Genomic DNA, 16,663 nt, shown 5'->3' with positions numbered 1-16,663 from the left:
ACGGCTCACCCATGAGCGCCAAATTCGTTGGCAATGGCCGTCGTCAACCTCAGCATCAGATCGTAAGCTCGCTCGATTGGATCGATGTAATCACGGCCAATCTGCGCGTAACCTTCATTGTCCCCGTCGGGATAATCGCTCGCTGCATCAACGGCGAAATCCTCTGGCTGAGGGAATGAGGTTGGGAAAGCACGGCGGAGCTGCGCCAGTGCGTCTTCAATCCTGAGGCTGAACACCATCTCCAGCACATCGTCGCGGCTAATATCGTTCGCGCGGCTAAAGGCCGGGATTGAAACGGCGCGTAGGAAAATATGCTGCATTAGCGCGAGGCGCAGCGCCTGAGCAGCGCCAATGGTGCGGCGGGTGTTCTCGCGGTCTTCCAGCGGCGCTTCGTCTGGGATCAGATCGAGCAAGCGATGGAATTTGAGCGCGTCGACGCGCAAGCGCGAGGCGAGCCGCACGGAACACCCCGGTACGGTCATCTTTGGTGAGATATTCGGCCAAGGTCTCGCACGCGGCGGACAGATGGCTTTCCGTGCCGCGATAGGGTCGGCTCGCCCAATAGGCGGAATTGAACAATTCGCCGTGGGCGGCGACAGTTTTGATGCTGGCCAGCGCATTGGATGCACGCGCCAAGCGGATCAATTGGCGCCCGCGTGGGCTCTCTTTGATCAGAGCGGCTAGCTCTTCATAATTGCCATCCGCCGCACTGCCGATGCCGGAAATGATATTCACCGGATAGCCGAGTTGTTGCAGGATCGAATTGTGCGGGATCGCGCGGATCTGGCGCAGCGACATGTCGCGATCCGCCGACAGGTCAGACTGACGCCGTGAAACGCGGCTGCCGGTGGAATTGAGTAGGCCCAAGCCGAACGCGGTGACCGCGCGCGAATAGGTCTGGCTGCGCAGGTGCTGACGCTGGTTCGCGCGGATGGCGCGGTAGAAATCGAGGCTGATGTCCGTACGGCTGTAGAACGGATCCTCTGCCGCCGCCGGATCATTGAGCGGTGCGGTCGCAATCCGGGTCAGGGTCGCTCGGGCCAGCTCTGGTGTGGCGAAGAACATATAGCCATCGCCGCCCTGGAAGCTGACTTCAGGCTCCAGCACGATGTCTTTGTCCGAAAAGCGGCTGCGGGCCCACGGGCTTAGCGGCCACGCAAGCCGGTCATCAAAGCCGCTGGGGTGCGCGCCGCGGCCCATGCTTTCGCCGTGTGTGTTGAAGATGAGCGCCGAGACATCATTCAGGCCGTTCTTCGCCATGGCTTGTGCCATGCGCCCTTGCAGGCGCTCGATTGCGAGACTGGCAGGGATTTGACCCACAAACCGGCCCGCATCGGAAAAGCCAGTTTGAATGCACACTCTGCCTCGCGTGCGGGTATAGGCCTGATATTCTGGCTCAGCGCACAGCGCCTCTAGGAAACGTCCGCCGTGTTCCAGCGCGCTTTCGGTTTCGAACAAAGGCGATACGTCTACCTTATCCTCGATCCCGAACAGCTTTGAGAAATAGAGCGCAGCAAGAATGGTCGATGGCTGTTCGCATTCCGCGATCAGCATGCGGATCGGTGTGTCCGCGTCCACAGAACCCAGGATTTGCGCCATCGCTAGGAATTGCCGGATCGCAGTGGAGCTTTCGATCGCGAGCGAAGCGAAATTGGTGCGCAGCGGCTTCACCTCGCCCAGCAGCTTGCGCAGGGTTGCCATCGCGCCCTTGCTGGCGAGATCGAGCGTGTTGTCCGGATCGATCCGGCGGCGGATGCCGTTGTGAAGCTGCTTCGCATTCACGCGGAAATGCACATGCGCCATGCCAAGGCCATCGGCGCGCATGGCCGCAGCCAGCGTCTTCAGCGCAACTGCGCGCGCGGCCTCCGCTGCGCTCGCCTCGTCTTCCAGCTGTGCAATCAAGGGCTTGAGCGACAGCAGCTTGGCTGGATTGTCAGCGGTGAGCCGGTTCGCGGCGAGCGAAAGCGCCTCGGGCGAGCTAAGATCGCTGGTAAATTCGCGCGCGCTGAGGGCCGCATGGCTTTGGGCATCTCGCAGGGTCTTGATCAGGCTGTGTTCGCCGTCAATCGCGGCGAGGCTATCGGCATAGCGGCCCAGGCGTTCCGCCTTTTCTGCCAAGCGGAAGCCGATGGAGGTGTACCATTTGATGTCGGTCCGCCCATCCATGTCATATCCGACCCAGGTGGCGAAGCGGAACGGTACGGGGGCCAGTTCTTGCCACTGGTCGGGCCAATTCGCCTGAGCATGGCTCAGCACATCACCGACGATGGCATCGCGCGCATCCTGAGCATGGCCGATGGCTCGCATTGCGCGTCCGTGCTCATATTGCAGGGTGATCGCCGGGCGCTCTGTCCCGGTGACGCACACCTCTTTGCCGATAACGCCGTCGCTGCCGGCTGCGGTGGCAACCGCATCTGATTGCTCTGGCGTCAGCAGGAAAGTGGGGTGCGCGGTGAACACCGCGTGTAAGCTGGGGTTCTCCCAGCGCGCTCGCAGCTTAGCAAAATCGCTCGCGCCTAAGAGGCTGGCGTTCAGCGCATCGCGGTTCGCCTCATTCGAAACGGGCGAGACCAGACGGCGCAGGCGCGAGGCGCGCGATTGCAGGCTGGCGCATTCCAGCTCAGCCACCATCGCCTCCAGCTCGTCGAGATTGGCATTGCCGCCTTCGAGCGCGCGCGAGAGGTCCAGCCCCAGCTGAAACACAGGATTGAACAGCGGCGTCTCGCGCGTCTGCTGGTGCAGATCGCTTAGTCGGGCATGCAGATCAGTAACGGATTTCAAAGGCTTGGTGTTCACAGATGTTCTCTTGCAAATGCGGTTGCTGCGCCGAGCAGGCCAGGTTGCGGATGGCTGACGATTTTGACTGGTATGCTGGCCATCAATTCTTGATAGCGTCCCTTGTGACGGAACCTGCCAGCAAAGCCAGAGGAAGCGAGCGTTTCGCGAATCCGGTAGCCAAGTCCGCCCGCGATTACGACGCCGTCAAAGCCGCCTTGGGCAAGCGCGATATCGCCTAGCCACACTGCCCAGTGCCATACAAAAGCGGTCAACAGCGGCGGCGGCAAGACTGTCTTCGCCAGACGTGCCCTTGGTCCAGATTTCGATATCATCGCATTCGGCGATTGTGCGGTTCTCCAGTGCGGCAAGCGTTTGGTAGATGTCGACAATGCCGGGGCCAGAGACGATCCGCTCCACCGATACGCGATTGTGGCGTTTGCGCAGCCGGGCAAGGATCGCGTCTTCAATAGCATCCACTGGAGCGAAATCGAGGTGACCGCCCTCGGTCGCCTGCACGCGAAATTCCCCATTCGCCCCGCGCCAAAGATGGGCGACGCCCAGACCCGTGCCAGGGCCGATCACGCTCAGTGTGCCGGTAGCGGCGAGCGGCTGTTCCGGGCCAGTCAAGTGCACAAAGTGCTCCTCTGGCAGGCGCGCGACTGCATAGGCGACCGCTTCAAAATCATTGACGATCGTATGCCGGATGGTGCCCAGTTTCTCATTCACCAGGGCAGGGCGGATGATCCAGGGGTTGTTGGTGAAGCGGATCACCTCGCCAGTGATCGGTCCAGCAATCGCCAGCGCAACATTCTGGGGCAGAGTGCCGCCAGAACGATCACGGTAATCCTCCCAAGCGGTTTGGAAGCTGACATGGTCCTCTGTGTGAAGCGTGGTCGGATTACCCAGTGCGATTGCGCCATTTGCTGAAACGCTGGCGATGGCAAAGCGGGCATGCGTGCCGCCAATATCAACCGCGACGATATCCGTGCTGCTCATGCTTTACAGCCCCGCCGCGGCGAGCATGGCGGAGGCGCCTTGCTCCGCCCCGTCGGCCTGGTTTTGCAACATGCGGAACAGCTCGCGGCCCACGCCTTGTTCCTGCGCCGGGTCAGCGGCGGGTTTGCGCGCCGATAGATCGGCGGTGGTCGACAGCTCTCCGGTCTCCGCGCAAACGGTAATCACATCGCCATCTTGCAAATGGGCAAGCGGCCCGCCGCCCTTGGCCTCTGGCGTGATGTGGATCGCGGCGGGCACTTTCCCGCTCGCGCCGGACATCCGGCCATCGGTGACCAATGCGACCTTATGGCCGCGATTTTGCAGCACGGTGAGCGAAGGGGTGAGCGCATGAAGTTCTGGCATGCCATTGGCGCGCGGCCCCTGGAACCTAACGATGACCACAACATCCCGGTCGAGCTCGCCAGCCTTGAACGCGGCGACCACGTCAGCCTGCGTTTCGAAAATGCGCGCGGGCGCCGTGACGGTCCAGCGTTCGCGCTCAACCGCAGAGGACTTGAAGCACGCGCGGCCCAAATTACCGGTCAGCAGCCTCATTCCGCCATCGGGCTGTACAGGATCGCTGGCCGGTCGCAGCATGTCGAGATCACGGCTTTCGGGCACGTCGACCCAGCTCAGCTTCTGCTCGGCATCCAGCACAGGCTCCGCAGTGTAGGCCGAAAATCCGCCGTCCCACATGGTCAATATATCGCCGTGACACAATCCGGCTTCCAGCAGAGTGCGCGCGACATAGGCCATGCCGCCCGCCGCATGGAACTGGTTCACATCGCCGGAACCATTGGGATAGACACGGGCAACCAAGGGCACGACGCTGGAAAGCTCGGCCAGATCATCCCAGTCAAAAATGACGCCGAGCGGCCCGCGCCATCGCCGGAATATGGATCGCGTGATTGGTCGATCCGCCGGTGGCGAGCAGACCAATCGCCGCGTTGATTATCGCCTTTTCATCGACCACTTGCGCCAGTGTGCGTTCGGCCGTGCCGGAAAGCTCGGCCAATCGGTGCATGGCTGCACGGTCCAGCTCCTGGCGCAATTTCGTGCCAGGCGTGACGAAGGCAGAGCCGGGCACATGCAGCCCCATCATCTCCATCATCATCTGGTTGGAATTGGCCGTGCCATAGAAGGTGCAGGTGCCGGGCGAATGGTAGCTGCCAAGTTCGCTTTCAAGCAGGGCGTCCCGGTCAACCTTGCCCTCGGCATAGAGCTGGCGGGTTTCCTGTTTCTGCTTGTTGGAAATGCCCGATGGCATCGGGCCGGAGGGCACAAAAATTGCGGGTAAATGGCCAAAGCGCAATGCGCCGATCATCAGGCCGGGCACGATCTTGTCGCAAATGCCCAGGCAGGCGATCCCATCATACATCTGGTGCGACAGGGCGACGCCGGTCGACATTGCGATCACATCGCGGCTGAACAGCGACAGCTCCATCCCATCCTCGCCCTGCGTCACTCCGTCACACATGGCGGGCGTGCCGCCAGCGACCTGTGCAGTGGCGCCGACCTCGCGGGCGTAGATCTTCAGCCGGTCGGGATAGCGGCCATAGGGCTGATGCGCGGACAGCATGTCGTTATAGGCGGAGACAATGCCGACATTCGGGCCGCGCCCGCCCTTCATCGCGTCTTGGTCTTCCAGCGCGCCGGCAAAGGCGTGGGCGAGGTTGGAACACGCCACATCCTTGTGCTCAGGGCGGCGATCGCCCTCGCGCTTAATCAGCTCCAGATAGGTGGAGCGGCTAGCGCGTGAATTTTCAATCACCCGCTCAGTCACCCGGTGGATCACATCGTTGAGATTACTCATGCCAGGTCACCCCATCGCGTTCGGTTAGGGCAATGGCGCTGCTCGGCCCCCAGCTGCCCGAGGTGTAGGTCTGCGGCTTGACCCCGGCGGCTTCCCAAGCGCTGCGGACTTGATCAACCCATTGCCACTGCGCCTCCACCTCGTCGCGGCGCACAAACAATGTCTGCTCACCTTGAATGAGATCGAGCAGCAGGCGCTCGTAAGCGATCCGCCGGTGTTGGCCGACAAAGGCATCGGGCATGGCAATGTCGAGCGGCACTTCGCGTAGGGAAATGCCGTCTTGGCCCAGACCGGGCACTTTCGCCATCAGAGACAGCGAGATGTTCTCTTCCGGCTGAATGCCGATCACCAGCCGGTTGGGCAGCATGCTTGCACCCATGCCTTCAAAGATGGAGTGCGGAACGCAGCGGAATTTGACGACAATTTCGGTCACGCGTTCGGGCAGGCGTTTGCCGGTGCGCAGATAAAAGGGCACGCCCTTCCAGCGCCAATTGTCGACATGCGCCTTGATCGCAGTAAATGTCTCGGTGTCAGAGTGCTTGCCCAGCTCTTCGTCATAGCCAGGGACGGCTTCGCCGCCGATAGCACCAGCGCGATACTGCCCCGTCACCGTTTCGGTGGCCTGAACCTCGCGCAAGGCGCGTAGCACCTTTACCTTTTCATCGCGCACTGCGGTTGCATCAAAGCTGGTCGGCGGCTCCATCGCCACCAGTGCCAGTAATTGCAGCATGTGGTTTTGAACCATATCGCGCAGCGCCCCGGCATCGTTATAAAAGGCAACGCGGCCTTCCAAACCAACGGTTTCGGCAACCGTGATCTGCACATGGTCGATATAGTTCGAGTTCCAGATCGGCTCGAACAGAATATTAGCAAAGCGCAGGGCGAGCAGGTTCTGCACCGTCTCCTTGCCGAGATAATGGTCGATCCGGAAAATCCGGTCTTCCGGGAATGCATCGGCGACCGCGTCATTGATGACGCAGCTACTCGCCAGATCAGTCCCGAGTGGCTTTTCCAGGCACATGCGGACATTGTCACCAGTCAGCCCCGCGTGTTTCAGGCCAGCAATCGTTGGGCCAAACAGGCTGGGCGCGGTTGAGAGGAAAATCGCCATGCCGGAATCGCTCGGGCTCGGCCTCGTTCACTTTGTCCGCAAGCGCGTCAAACCCGTCGAGCGTGCTGGCATCAAGTGCCTGATAAGACAGACGATTGAGGAATGCTGCCATTCCGCCGCGCCGTTCGTCAGGCAGATAGGTTTCCAGCGCCTCGCGCGCCAAATTGCGAAATTCCGCATCGTCCATGTTACTGCGCGCGGTGCCGATGATCTTCAGATCAGGCGAGAGCAGCCCGTCTGCATCCAATGCACAAAGGCTCGGCAACAGCATTCTGCGCGACAAATCGCCGGTCGCTCCAAACAAGAGCAATCGATCAGCAGAGAGCTTGGGTTCAGGCATGCGTTTAATTCTCCCGCGCGCCGCAGCTATGGATTGCGGCGATTGGGTTCTAGCGCGAAGCGCATTGCTGGGCCATAGGTTCGCATAGCTATTCAGCTAGGCTAGCTAGATTGCCCAGCAAGGCTAATCGGGAGGGAAAGATGGATCCTGCGCGCAGACAATCGCGGGTTACCAGTTTTGACGTTGCAGAGCGGGCGGGCGTGAGCCAGTCGACGGTGTCGCGCGCGCTATCCGGCTCGGCTGTGATCAGCGAGGCCACGCGCAGCCGCGTGCTGGAGGTCGCAAGCGAGCTCGGCTATTTCGTTGACGAGCGCGCCGCGCGGCTAAGGCGCGGGCACACCGGAACTTTGGCAGCGGTAGTGATCACCAAGCCGGGCGGCAATGCCCGCGATGTGAACCCGTTTTCCTATGCGCTATTAGGCGGGGTCTGCGCTGCGGCCGCCGAGCGCGGGCTGGAAGTGCTCGTTTCGCTGCAAGGCGATGAGGACAAGCTGTTTGGTCACTACGTGGAGCGCGGCCAGGCCGAGGGATTGATCGTGATCGGCACCACTCTGAACCGTCCGGCTTGGGAGTACTTTCGCGGGATTGGCGAGACCAGCGAGCTGGTCGCCTATTGGGGTTCTCCGCTGGGAGATCTCGACTGGGTCTCGTCTGACAATGATGCGGGCGCGCGCATGGCGGCAGAGCATCTGGCCGAGCAAGGCTGTACGAAACTGGCCTGTATCGGCTCGCGCGGCGGCACACAGCGGCAGTTTGCAGAGCGTGCGGATACTTTTCTGGCTCGTGCAAGAGAACTTGGCCTAGAGGCGCATTTGGTTGAAATCGGCGATGAAGACGACCGCCATGACCAAGGGCGCGCGGCGGCGGAGCGAATGCTGGCCGATGGCTTTGCAGCGGATGGTGTATTCGCGGTGTGCGATGCGCTGGCCTTTGGCGTGCTGGAGGCGCTGAACGCGGCAGGTCGCAAAATGCCGGAAGAGATCAAGCTGATCGGGTTTGATGGATTGCAAGCGGGTGAGCTGTCCAGCCCGACGCTCAGTACGATCGAACCGGATTTGGATCAGGCGGGGCGTTTGCTGGTCGAGGCTGTGACCTCTGGCGGGCCGCATTCCGGGATACGCCGCGTGCCGGTGAAGCTGCTGAAGCGCGGGAGTTCTTGATTGGGTTGTCGTTTTATTGGACCTTAGCCGCAGCCACCCGCTCCCTCCGCCCTTCCACCCGGAGCCTACCGGGATACTATCCGGGTGGAAGGGCGGAGGGAGCGGGTGGCACGGTTCCCAAAACTAAGCCCGCTTCACCTCGACCTTGGATGATAGAAAACGCGCTGGACCAAACGTTGTGAGGAAACTCACATCTGCCGCATCGCGCCCGACCCCGATAATTGCGAGCTCCGACGGTTTCGCCATCCCGGTCGCATCTACCAAGTGCCATGCTCCGTGTTCCGGATGATCAGGATCGGCGAGAAACACTTCGGCCACTGCGTGAAAATCCTGCGGGCTTACGTCGGGGCCATAGCAGGCGACATAGCGCGCAGGAATCTGCGACGCCCGCGCCAGCGCGATCAGGACATGGGCATAGTCACGGCACACCCCTTGGCGCGCGACAAAGCTGTCAGTGGCGGTGGTTTGCTCGCCGCTTGTTCCCGGCTCATATTGCATATTGTCCGCCAACCAGCTTGAAATTGCGGCAATCCGAGTACCACCTGATGTGCCGGAAAATTCCGCCTCGACGAAGTTTTGAAACGGACCGACCGAGCAATAGCGCGAATCGAACAGATATTGCGCCGCCTCTCCAGTGATGGACCTCACGGCCAGCTGGGGCAGGGTAGCCAGCTCTATCGGCGGACGCTGCGTCTCCACCTTAGCGCGATATGTGGTCTCGGACTGACCAGTGCTGCTCACCCAAATGCGTGTGCCAATCCCATCATGCGCTGGCACTTTAGTGCTCGCTGCTTCGTCTGTCAGTTCGAGGTTCTGCGAGAGAATCCGCTGGCTGGGCAGTTCCGCAACCTCAAACTGCAGCAAGGCATCGCCCGGCCCATCGAATTCGAAAGTGAAGGTCGCATGGATGTCGAGGGGCATAGGTCACTCAAATTTGGCAGGCACATTGTCCTCAAATATGCGCTTCTTGCGCTCTTTCAGGTCCAATTGTCCCGTCTGGGATATTCAGCCAGCTCGCCTCTGCTTCTAGCCCGCGCCCAGCAGCCACAACCAGTGGCCGTTTTGTCCGGAGAGGGCAAATGTTCCATCACGACCCACTGTTTTGCCATTGGGCCAATCGCGATCGTGTAAAGCTCGTCTAATGACGTGTCACAGAATGGTCTTGGCCCGACAGGCATCGAATCCCTCTTTCGTTTCAAGATTGGTGCGCTAGCTTGGTGTCACGCGATTCTTGAAGTCAGGGGGAGGGTGCGTTGGCTGTTTGTCCATATTGCTCTGGTGGCCAGATCGACAATGGCTATCGCAATTGTGCGAGTTGTGGCGGATCGGGCCAGGGCAGCCATATGAACCAGGCTTGCATGGGATGCGGAGGTAGCGGAACTGGTGACCGCGACACGATCACGTGCTGGAATTGCCATGGCGCCGGAACGGTGACGGACCCATCGCCCGCGCGCGGCTCTGCGCCAACGAAGCGCGGGGCAAAGCCTGCCAAGGCGCGGCAACAGGCCGCCGCCCACAGCACGGCCAAGCAATGGACTGCGGGCAATTACGTGTTCTTTGGCGTCACTTACCTGCTGACGCTCGGCTATCTCTCGGATAACTCAGAGCTGGAGGGATGGCCGCTTTATCTCGTGCCGCTTATCCCTGCGGGGATCGTTGGTTCCTATTGGAAGCAGCTGTTCATAATCTCGCTGATCATCGGCGGTCTCTATCTCTGGGGCTCGAGCCAGAATTAGATGTCTGGCCCTAAGGCTCGGCGATCACGCCAAACAGATCATGCGCATCGGCCTCTTCGATGACAGCGGTGACAATGTCGCCTTGCGTCACATCAGCTGGGACATTGCGCAAATGCACTTGGCCGTCGATTTCAGGCGCATCGGCCTGAGATCGTCCGCTCGCTCCAATATCACCGTCCTCATCCGGCTCTCCGACCTCGTCGATGATCACCGGCAAGGCGCGGCCGACTTTGCCAGGCTAGCTTGGCTGCGCTGATCCTCTCGGTCACTTCCATCAGCCGGGTATAGCGTTCTTCCTTGATCGCCTCTGGCACGGGATCGGGCAGGGCATTGGCCTGCGCACCCTCGACCGGCTCAAACCGGAAGGCGCCGACGCGGTCGAGCTGAGCCTCCTCCAGCCAATCGATCAGATATTTGAAGTCGTCTTCAGTCTCGCCGGGGAAACCGACGACGAAGCTCGATCGGATTGCAATATCGGGGCAGATATCGCGCCAATTGCGCAGCCGCTCCAGCACTTTGGCCTCGTTCGCGGGCCGTTTCATGCGTTTCAGAACCGAGGGCGAAGCGTGCTGAAACGGAATGTCGAGATAGGGCGTCAGCAAGCCTTCGGCCATCAGCGGGATGACCTTGTCGACATGCGGATAGGGATAGACATAGTGCAGGCGCACCCAAGGCGTTTGGCCCGACTGCGTGCGCAATTGGCCCAGCTCGCGGGCGAGGTCTGTCATATGCGCGCGCGGCTCGCGGCCCTTCCAGGGCTTGGTTTCGTGGCGGGTATCGACCCCGTAAGCGCTCGTATCCTGGCTGATCACCAGCAGCTCGTTTGTACCGGCGGCAACCAGTTTTTCCGCCTCGCGCAGCACCGCGTCAATCCGGCGACTGGCGAGTTTCCCGCGCAGATCCGGGATGATGCAGAATGCGCAGGAATGGTTGCAGCCCTCAGAGATCTTGAGATAGCTGTAATGGCGCGGGGTCAGCTTGATGTCGTGCTCAGACGGCTGCGGGATCAGGTCGATAAACGGCCCTTGGCTGGGCGGGGCATGCTCGTGCACGGCCTCCACCACCTGCTCGTATTGATGCGCGCCAGTGACCGCCAGAACTTGCGGGTGCGCGGCGCGAATGGCGTCGGCTTCCTCGCCCATACAGCCGGTCACGATAACGCGGCCATTCTCATTGATCGCCTCGCCAATCGCGGCCAGGCTTTCTTCCTTCGCGCTGTCCAGGAACCCGCAAGTGTTGACCAGTACCACGTCGGCCCCGGCATAATCGGGCGACATGGCATAGCCATCGGCGCGCAGCCGCGTGAGGATGCGTTCGGAATCGACCAGCGCCTTAGGGCAGCCGAGCGAGACCATGCCGACCTTCTTTTGGTCGGGCAAAGCGGTGGTTGATGTGTTTGTCGTCATATCTGGCCGCGCCCCTACACTCGTTCTCCTAACAGTGCCATAGCCACCCGCACCCTCCACCCTTCCACCCGGAGCAGTTTCCGGTACAATCCGGGTGGAAGGGTGGAGGGCGCGGGTGGAGCGGCCTTCGAGAAGATGGAGAGGTAATTATGAACCTGTTTGATGTGAATTGGCTGGCCGTTTTTCTGGCCGCGCTCGCCGGATTTGTGGTGGGCGGCATTTGGTACGGACCGGTCATGGGCAAGAAATGGATGGGCGCTGTCGGCCTGACCGAAGAACAGATCAAAGAAGGCAATATGGGTCTGATCTATGGCGGAGCATTTGCGTTCTCACTGCTCGCCAGCTGGGCTCTCGCACACACCTTTCACAGCTACGAATTGCTGGATGCAGATCTATCTGTGAAGGCTAAGGTGATGACCGCATTTGGCGTTGCGCTGGGCTTTATCGTGCCGGCTCTGGGCACGGCCTACCTGTTCTCGCAAAAGGGCAAAGCGCTGTTCTTCATTGATGCAGGTTACTGGCTGCTGTTCTACACCGCGATGGGCTTCGTTCACGCTTATCTGCCATAGCATTAAGCGAGATCAGATGGCGTGCCGCCCGGCTTAGTGCCCGTCGCCCTTGGTCTCGCCGTTCATGCTCGGGACGATCTCAACCACCACGTCGCCTGCTTGCAAGGTCTGGCATTCGTCTTCCCAAAAGCCGATTGCCCGGCCGTCGCGGTAAACGCGCAGGCCGCGCCCGCCCGTGCTGAGCTGTTCGATGGAGCAGCCGCATTCCTCTTCGGTCACGACCCGCTCGACCAGCTGGACGCGACCTGTGACAGAGGCGAGGTCTGCGAGGTAGTCCGAGATATGCGCGCCGCGCGCAGAGCCTGCCAGCAGCAGGCCGGTAAAGCGCACCGGGTTGATGACATTGTCTGCACCCGCTTGCCGCGCCAGCAGCTCGTTATCATCCGCGCGTACGACCACGCTGATCGGGACTTTGGGCGCGAGATGGCGCACGGTCAGAACGATCAGGATCGATGTGTCGTCCCGGCCAGCGGACACCAACACCGATTGCGCGGTGCCCACCTGCACCGCGTTCAAGGTCTGGTCGCGGGTCGCATCCGCGTTCATCACGTTGACGCCGAGTTTTTCCGCTTCAACGAGCCGGTCCTCGCTCGGGTCGACGACCACGATATTGCTTGGCTCCATGCCGCGCTCGATCAGTTCGGCAACGCTTTCAGAGCCGGAAACGCCAAAGCCGAGGACGATGACATGGTTCGAGAGCTTCTCTTGAATGCGGTTCATGCGCCACTTCTCCCAGCTGCGCTTGATGATGAAATTGTAGGCGGTGCCTACAAAGATGAAAAACACGGCAAAGCGGATTGGAGTCACGATTACCGCCTCGACCAGCCGCGCCCGGTCCGTAACCGGGGCGATATCGCCAAAGCCGGTGGTGGTGATCGAAATCATGGTGAAATAGACGATGTCGAGAAAGCTGACCTCGCCATCGACGCTGTCGACCAATCCGCCGCGATCGAACCAATGGATCATGACCACGATGGAAATCAGCAGTAGGGCCAGGCCCAGGCGAATGCCTAAATCGCCCCACACCGGGATTCTGACCGCGCGTCTTAACGGGCGAAAGCCGGACTTGCGCTGCTTGGGCGCGTCCTTGGGTAACAAAGTGTCGAGTTGCTTAGCCATGCCCCGTCCTGCGCCCCTATTCGGCGAATTTCCCCGCTAGAATGTCGAGCGAAGAATAATGCGTCAAATCAAGCTGCAAAGGGGTAACGGCAATGTAGCTATCGTCAATCGCCTCTAGGTCGGTGCCGTGATCGAGCGTGTGCTCAATGGCGTGCAGACCGAACCAGAAATAGCGGCTGCCGCGCGGGTCACGCCCCTCGACAATGCTGCCGCGTGAGTAATCGTGAAAGCCCTGGCGGACCACGCGAATACCTTTGATTGCATCGGCCTTAAGCGGCGGAAAATTGACATTAATCAGCGTGCGCTCGGCAAATTGCACGTCAAGCAGCGGCTCAATCACCTTTGCGCCCCATTGGCGGGCGGCGGCAAAGGGATCGGCGATTTCTATGCTCTGGCGCGAGTAAACCTGCGAGAAAGCTATTGAACGAATGCCTGCAAGTGCACCCTCGATCGCGGCGGAGACGGTGCCCGAATAGGTGATGTCATCGCCCAGGTTCGCACCGCGATTGACACCGGACAGGATCAAGTCGGGCGGACTGTCCATCACCTCACGCAGGGCCATCATTACGCTGTCGGTCGGCGTTCCGGTGACGGCATAGCGCCGCTCGCCAAATTGCTGCAGGCGCACTGGCTGATTGAGTGTCAGCGAGTGGCCAGCGCCGGATTGTTCCTCTGATGGGGCGCAAACCCAGATGTCGTCTGAAAACTGCCGCGCGAGTTCTTCCAGCACCTCAAGCCCGGGCGCGTGGATGCCGTCATCATTGGTCAGCAATATGCGCATTAAGCGCCGCCTGCCTTTGCCTGAGGCTCCAGCTTGGTCACACCGCCCATATAGGGATGCAAAACCTCTGGGATAAGAACGCTGCCATCGGCCTGTTGGTAGTTCTCCATGATCGCCACCAGAGTGCGGCCCACGGCCAGGCCGGAGCCGTTGAGAAGATGGAAATACTCGGTCTTTCTCTCGCCTTCTGGGCGGTAACGCGCGTTCATCCGGCGCGGCTGATAGGTGCCGCCATCCGAGCAGGAACTGATCTCGCGGTAGGCGCCTTGTCCCGGCAGCCAAACCTCCAGGTCATAGGTCTTCGTCATGGTCGCGCCCATGTCGCCCGCGCAAAGTTCCATCACCCGGTAGTGCAGGCCAAGCTTTTGCAGCAAACCTTCAGCAATGGCGGTGATCCGCGCATGTTCCTCCGCTGCATGGTCGGGCAGGGCGGCGCTGATCAACTCGACCTTCTCGAACTGGTGCTGGCGGATGAAGCCGCGCGTGTCGCGCCCCGCCGCGCCAGCCTCCGCGCGGAAGCAAGGGGTCAGCGCGGTGATCCGCATCGGAAAATCGCTCTCTTCAAAAATCTGCTCGCGGAACGAATTGCCCAACGTCATCTCTGAGGTGGAGATCAGTAAATGGCCCTCTGTCGTGCGGAACAGGTCTTCGGCGAATTTCGGCAATTGGCCGGTGCCATAGCCCGATTCTTCGCGAATCAGCAGCGGCGGATTACACTCGGTGTAGCCATGCTCGCTTGTGTTCGTGTCGAGCATGAATTGGCCCAGCGCCCGGTGCAGACGAGCAATATCTCCGCGCAGAAAAGTGAAGCGCGCACCAGAGATTTTCGCCCCAGTCTCAAAGTCCATGCCGAGCGCAGGGGCGATGTCGGCGTGTTCCTGTGGGTTGAAATCAAAGACCGGCTTCTCGCCCCATTCGCGCAAGTAGACATTGTCGTCTTCGCTTGTCCCGTCTGGCACGCTGTCAGCCAGCACATTGGGCAGAACGAGCAAAGCCATCTTCAGCTTTTCGCCCAGTTCGCGGTCTTGCTCTTCCAAAGTGGGCAGCGTCTTTTTGAGTTCGCTGACCTCTGCTTTCAGCGCTTCGGCCTTGGCGGTGTCGCCCTGGCCCATGGCTTGACCGATCGCTTTAGAGGCCTCGTTGCGTCGGCTTTGTCCTTCTTGCAACTTGGTTGCGACCGCGCGGCGCTCTTCATCCAACGCCACTATGTTTTGTGCCACAGTTTCATGCCCGCGCCGCGCCAAAATGGCGTCAAAGGCGGCGGGATCGTCTCGGATAATTCGAATATCGTGCATGGGGCCAGCCTATGCCCGCTTGGCTGGCCAAATTCCAGTGCATATGCGGACAAGTGCCCTGCACCAGGTTGCGCGGTGATCCAAACCGGCTAGACCAGAGGGCTGACGTCAGATCAGCGCCGCTGGGCAAACGCGGCGAACAGGGGCAATAACAGAGGGTAACCTCATGCAGCACGGACGGGTCGCGCCGCCGCAAAGAACCGTATTTATCGCTGGGCTGAACCGCCTGCTTGGTGCGGGTGAACGATTGGGTGCTTTGGCCCCGGCGCGTTTCAGTATGGGTGCGTTGATGGAGGCCGCAGCGCGCAAGACTGGCCTGGCCGATTTTGGCGATCCGTGGTTTGAGCGACCCTTTGAGGTGCTGCTGGATGCGGTGCGCGGTGAGGCGCGGCTCAATCTCGCAGGCCAGCACAGCGCGGTGCTGCAATTCAACAAAGTGCTGACCGACCGGTTGTGGGCGCAGCACTGGTTCGACCGGTTCCCGGAAATTTTGGAGCGGCCAATTCCGCGTCCAGTGGTGATCGTGGGTCCGATGCGTTCAGGCACCACGCGGCTGCACCGCCTGCTGGCGAGCGATCGGCGGTTCACCCATATGCGCAGTTTTGAAACGATCAGCCCGGTGCCGCGCCCGGATTTTGAAGACGTGCTGGCGGGCAAAGCGGAGGATTTCCGTCCGGTGCTGGCGCGGCGGATCATGAAGGTCGCGCGGGCGGCCAATCCGCGCACGCTCTCGATCCATCCCACTGGCCCCTTTGAGCCGGAGGAGGAGCTGGGCCTGCTCGTCTCCAGCATGTGGGGCATGAAACATGATGCGCAGTGGCAAGTGCCCAGCTATTCTTCGTGGTGCGCCGCCGAAGATGCGACAGCCGGCTTACCGCCATCTGGCCAATCTGCTGCGCTTGATCGGCTGGTCACAGCAAGCCTCTCCGCTGCGCCCGTGGATCCTGAAGACACCGCAGCACATGCTGGATCTGCCCGCCTTGCTGAATGTGTTTCCCGATGCGCGCCTGATCTTTACCCACCGCGATCCAAGGAGCCTTGTTGGCAGCGCCGCCTCGCTCGCCTGGAACCAGACGATCATCTATTCCGATCATGTTGATCCAGCACGCATTGGGCGCGATTGGCTGGCTAAGACCGAGCAGCAGATTGAGCGGATGCGTGCGGCGCGCGAGGGGCTGGGGCCGGAGCGCATGATCGATGTGCAATATGACGATGTGGAGCGCGATTGGCACGGTGAGATGGAGCGGATTTATCGTTTCCTCGATCTCGATATGGGGCTAAGCAGAAGCCAAGATGGCAGATTATCTGGAGCGGTCAAAATCGCTGAAGCGCCATCCGCATGTCTACCGGCTCAGTGATTTTCATGTGAGCGCGGATGAGGTGGCAGAGCGCTTTGCCGATTACGTTCGCGCATTTGATGTGCCAACAAGCGACTGGGGCGAGGGTGCGCAAGGCCGTGCGGGCGCGAATGCAGCAGCGGTGCCCGTCCAAAGAGAACGCCGCCGCCGATTTGGTTAAGGTCGACTGCAAGTAGAGTCTTGGAAAAGGCTCCTAGAAGC

The 16,663-nt window shown here is 60.8% G+C and carries 10 protein-coding genes and 5 pseudogenes; 6 read left to right on the top strand and 9 right to left on the bottom strand.

Annotated features, from left to right (window positions below; genetic code table 11):
- Positions 1–5: 5 nt before the first annotated feature.
- The 4 pseudogenes from AC0V6Z_RS01000 to zwf all read right to left on the bottom strand — a co-directional run bounded on the left by AC0V6Z_RS01000 (position 6) and on the right by zwf (position 7,038).
- A pseudogene (locus tag AC0V6Z_RS01000) lies at positions 6–2,796 on the bottom strand (phosphoenolpyruvate carboxylase).
- Positions 2,793–3,774, bottom strand: a pseudogene (gene glk / locus AC0V6Z_RS00995) (glucokinase). The pseudogenes AC0V6Z_RS01000 and glk overlap by 4 nt, the downstream one beginning before the upstream one ends.
- A gap of 3 nt (positions 3,775–3,777) precedes the next feature.
- Positions 3,778–5,587: pseudogene (gene edd / locus AC0V6Z_RS00990) on the bottom strand (phosphogluconate dehydratase).
- Positions 5,580–7,038 (bottom strand): annotated as a pseudogene (gene zwf / locus AC0V6Z_RS00985) (glucose-6-phosphate dehydrogenase). The pseudogenes edd and zwf overlap by 8 nt, the downstream one beginning before the upstream one ends.
- 140 nt (positions 7,039–7,178) lie before the next feature.
- On the opposite strand from zwf, the gene AC0V6Z_RS00980 reads away from it, so the two are divergent.
- Entirely contained in the window at positions 7,179–8,198 is a 1,020-nt protein-coding gene (locus tag AC0V6Z_RS00980) for a LacI family DNA-binding transcriptional regulator (RefSeq protein WP_472639579.1), read from the top strand.
- A gap of 123 nt (positions 8,199–8,321) precedes the next feature.
- Here the strand turns inward: AC0V6Z_RS00980 and AC0V6Z_RS00975 are convergent, their stop codons facing one another.
- Complete coding sequence (locus AC0V6Z_RS00975) at positions 8,322–9,119, bottom strand: transglutaminase-like domain-containing protein (RefSeq protein WP_472639578.1); 798 nt, start codon at positions 9,117–9,119, stop codon at positions 8,322–8,324.
- A 332-nt stretch (positions 9,120–9,451) separates the two neighbouring features.
- Between AC0V6Z_RS00975 and AC0V6Z_RS00970 the strand changes: the two genes are divergently transcribed.
- Positions 9,452–9,934 carry a hypothetical protein gene (locus AC0V6Z_RS00970; protein ID WP_486176422.1) on the top strand — a complete coding sequence of 161 codons (483 nt, stop codon included), beginning with the start codon at positions 9,452–9,454 and terminating at the stop codon, positions 9,932–9,934.
- Positions 9,935–9,944: 10 nt separating this feature from the next.
- On the opposite strand, the pseudogene rimO reads toward AC0V6Z_RS00970, so the two are convergent.
- Positions 9,945–11,340, bottom strand: a pseudogene (rimO, locus tag AC0V6Z_RS00965) (30S ribosomal protein S12 methylthiotransferase RimO).
- A gap of 149 nt (positions 11,341–11,489) precedes the next feature.
- Between rimO and AC0V6Z_RS00960 the strand changes: the two are divergent.
- Positions 11,490–11,909 carry a DUF1761 domain-containing protein gene (locus AC0V6Z_RS00960; RefSeq protein ID WP_472639576.1) on the top strand — a complete coding sequence of 140 codons (420 nt, stop codon included), beginning with the start codon at positions 11,490–11,492 and terminating at the stop codon, positions 11,907–11,909.
- Between the two features lie 33 nt (positions 11,910–11,942).
- Here AC0V6Z_RS00960 and AC0V6Z_RS00955 read toward each other — a convergent pair whose 3' ends face one another.
- From AC0V6Z_RS00955 to serS, 3 genes are read right to left on the bottom strand one after another with little or no spacing between them, the layout of a single operon-like run.
- Positions 11,943–13,028, bottom strand: coding sequence for a potassium channel family protein (locus tag AC0V6Z_RS00955; RefSeq protein ID WP_472639575.1), 1,086 nt, complete (start codon positions 13,026–13,028; stop codon positions 11,943–11,945).
- Positions 13,029–13,044: 16 nt separating this feature from the next.
- Positions 13,045–13,809, bottom strand: coding sequence for a 5'/3'-nucleotidase SurE (gene surE / locus AC0V6Z_RS00950; protein ID WP_472639574.1), 765 nt, complete (start codon positions 13,807–13,809; stop codon positions 13,045–13,047).
- Entirely contained in the window at positions 13,809–15,104 is a 1,296-nt protein-coding gene (serS, locus tag AC0V6Z_RS00945) for a serine--tRNA ligase (RefSeq protein WP_472639573.1), read from the bottom strand. Before serS ends, surE begins: the two co-directional genes overlap by 1 nt.
- 166 nt (positions 15,105–15,270) lie before the next feature.
- On the opposite strand from serS, the gene AC0V6Z_RS00940 reads away from it, so the two are divergent.
- Genes AC0V6Z_RS00940 through AC0V6Z_RS00930 form a run of 3 tightly spaced genes read left to right on the top strand, consistent with a single transcriptional unit; the run spans position 15,271 to position 16,622 of the window.
- Positions 15,271–16,203: a sulfotransferase gene (locus tag AC0V6Z_RS00940; protein ID WP_472639572.1), complete on the top strand. Its 933-nt coding sequence runs from the start codon at positions 15,271–15,273 to the stop codon at positions 16,201–16,203.
- Positions 16,094–16,462 (top strand): sulfotransferase family protein, encoded by a 369-nt coding sequence (locus AC0V6Z_RS00935; protein ID WP_472640812.1) that lies wholly within the window; start codon positions 16,094–16,096, stop codon positions 16,460–16,462. The genes AC0V6Z_RS00940 and AC0V6Z_RS00935 overlap by 110 nt, the downstream gene beginning before the upstream one ends.
- Positions 16,398–16,622 (top strand): hypothetical protein, encoded by a 225-nt coding sequence (locus AC0V6Z_RS00930; RefSeq protein WP_472640949.1) that lies wholly within the window; start codon positions 16,398–16,400, stop codon positions 16,620–16,622. The genes AC0V6Z_RS00935 and AC0V6Z_RS00930 overlap by 65 nt, the downstream gene beginning before the upstream one ends.
- The last annotated feature ends 41 nt before the right edge of the window (positions 16,623–16,663 follow it).

It is taken from the genome of Erythrobacter sp. SN6-5 (assembly GCF_057364945.1).
This window is presented reverse-complemented; position numbering and strand designations above follow the sequence as displayed.

Coding starts and splice junctions, on each gene's coding strand:
- serS (WP_472639573.1), bottom strand. CDS start 15,104: ATGCACGATATTCGAATTATCCGAGACGATCCCGCCGCCTTTGACGCC.
- AC0V6Z_RS00930 (WP_472640949.1), top strand. CDS start 16,398: ATGGCAGATTATCTGGAGCGGTCAAAATCGCTGAAGCGCCATCCGCAT.
- AC0V6Z_RS00980 (WP_472639579.1), top strand. CDS start 7,179: ATGGATCCTGCGCGCAGACAATCGCGGGTTACCAGTTTTGACGTTGCA.
- AC0V6Z_RS00960 (WP_472639576.1), top strand. CDS start 11,490: ATGAACCTGTTTGATGTGAATTGGCTGGCCGTTTTTCTGGCCGCGCTC.
- AC0V6Z_RS00975 (WP_472639578.1), bottom strand. CDS start 9,119: ATGCCCCTCGACATCCATGCGACCTTCACTTTCGAATTCGATGGGCCG.
- AC0V6Z_RS00940 (WP_472639572.1), top strand. CDS start 15,271: ATGCAGCACGGACGGGTCGCGCCGCCGCAAAGAACCGTATTTATCGCT.
- surE (WP_472639574.1), bottom strand. CDS start 13,809: ATGCGCATATTGCTGACCAATGATGACGGCATCCACGCGCCCGGGCTT.
- AC0V6Z_RS00955 (WP_472639575.1), bottom strand. CDS start 13,028: ATGGCTAAGCAACTCGACACTTTGTTACCCAAGGACGCGCCCAAGCAG.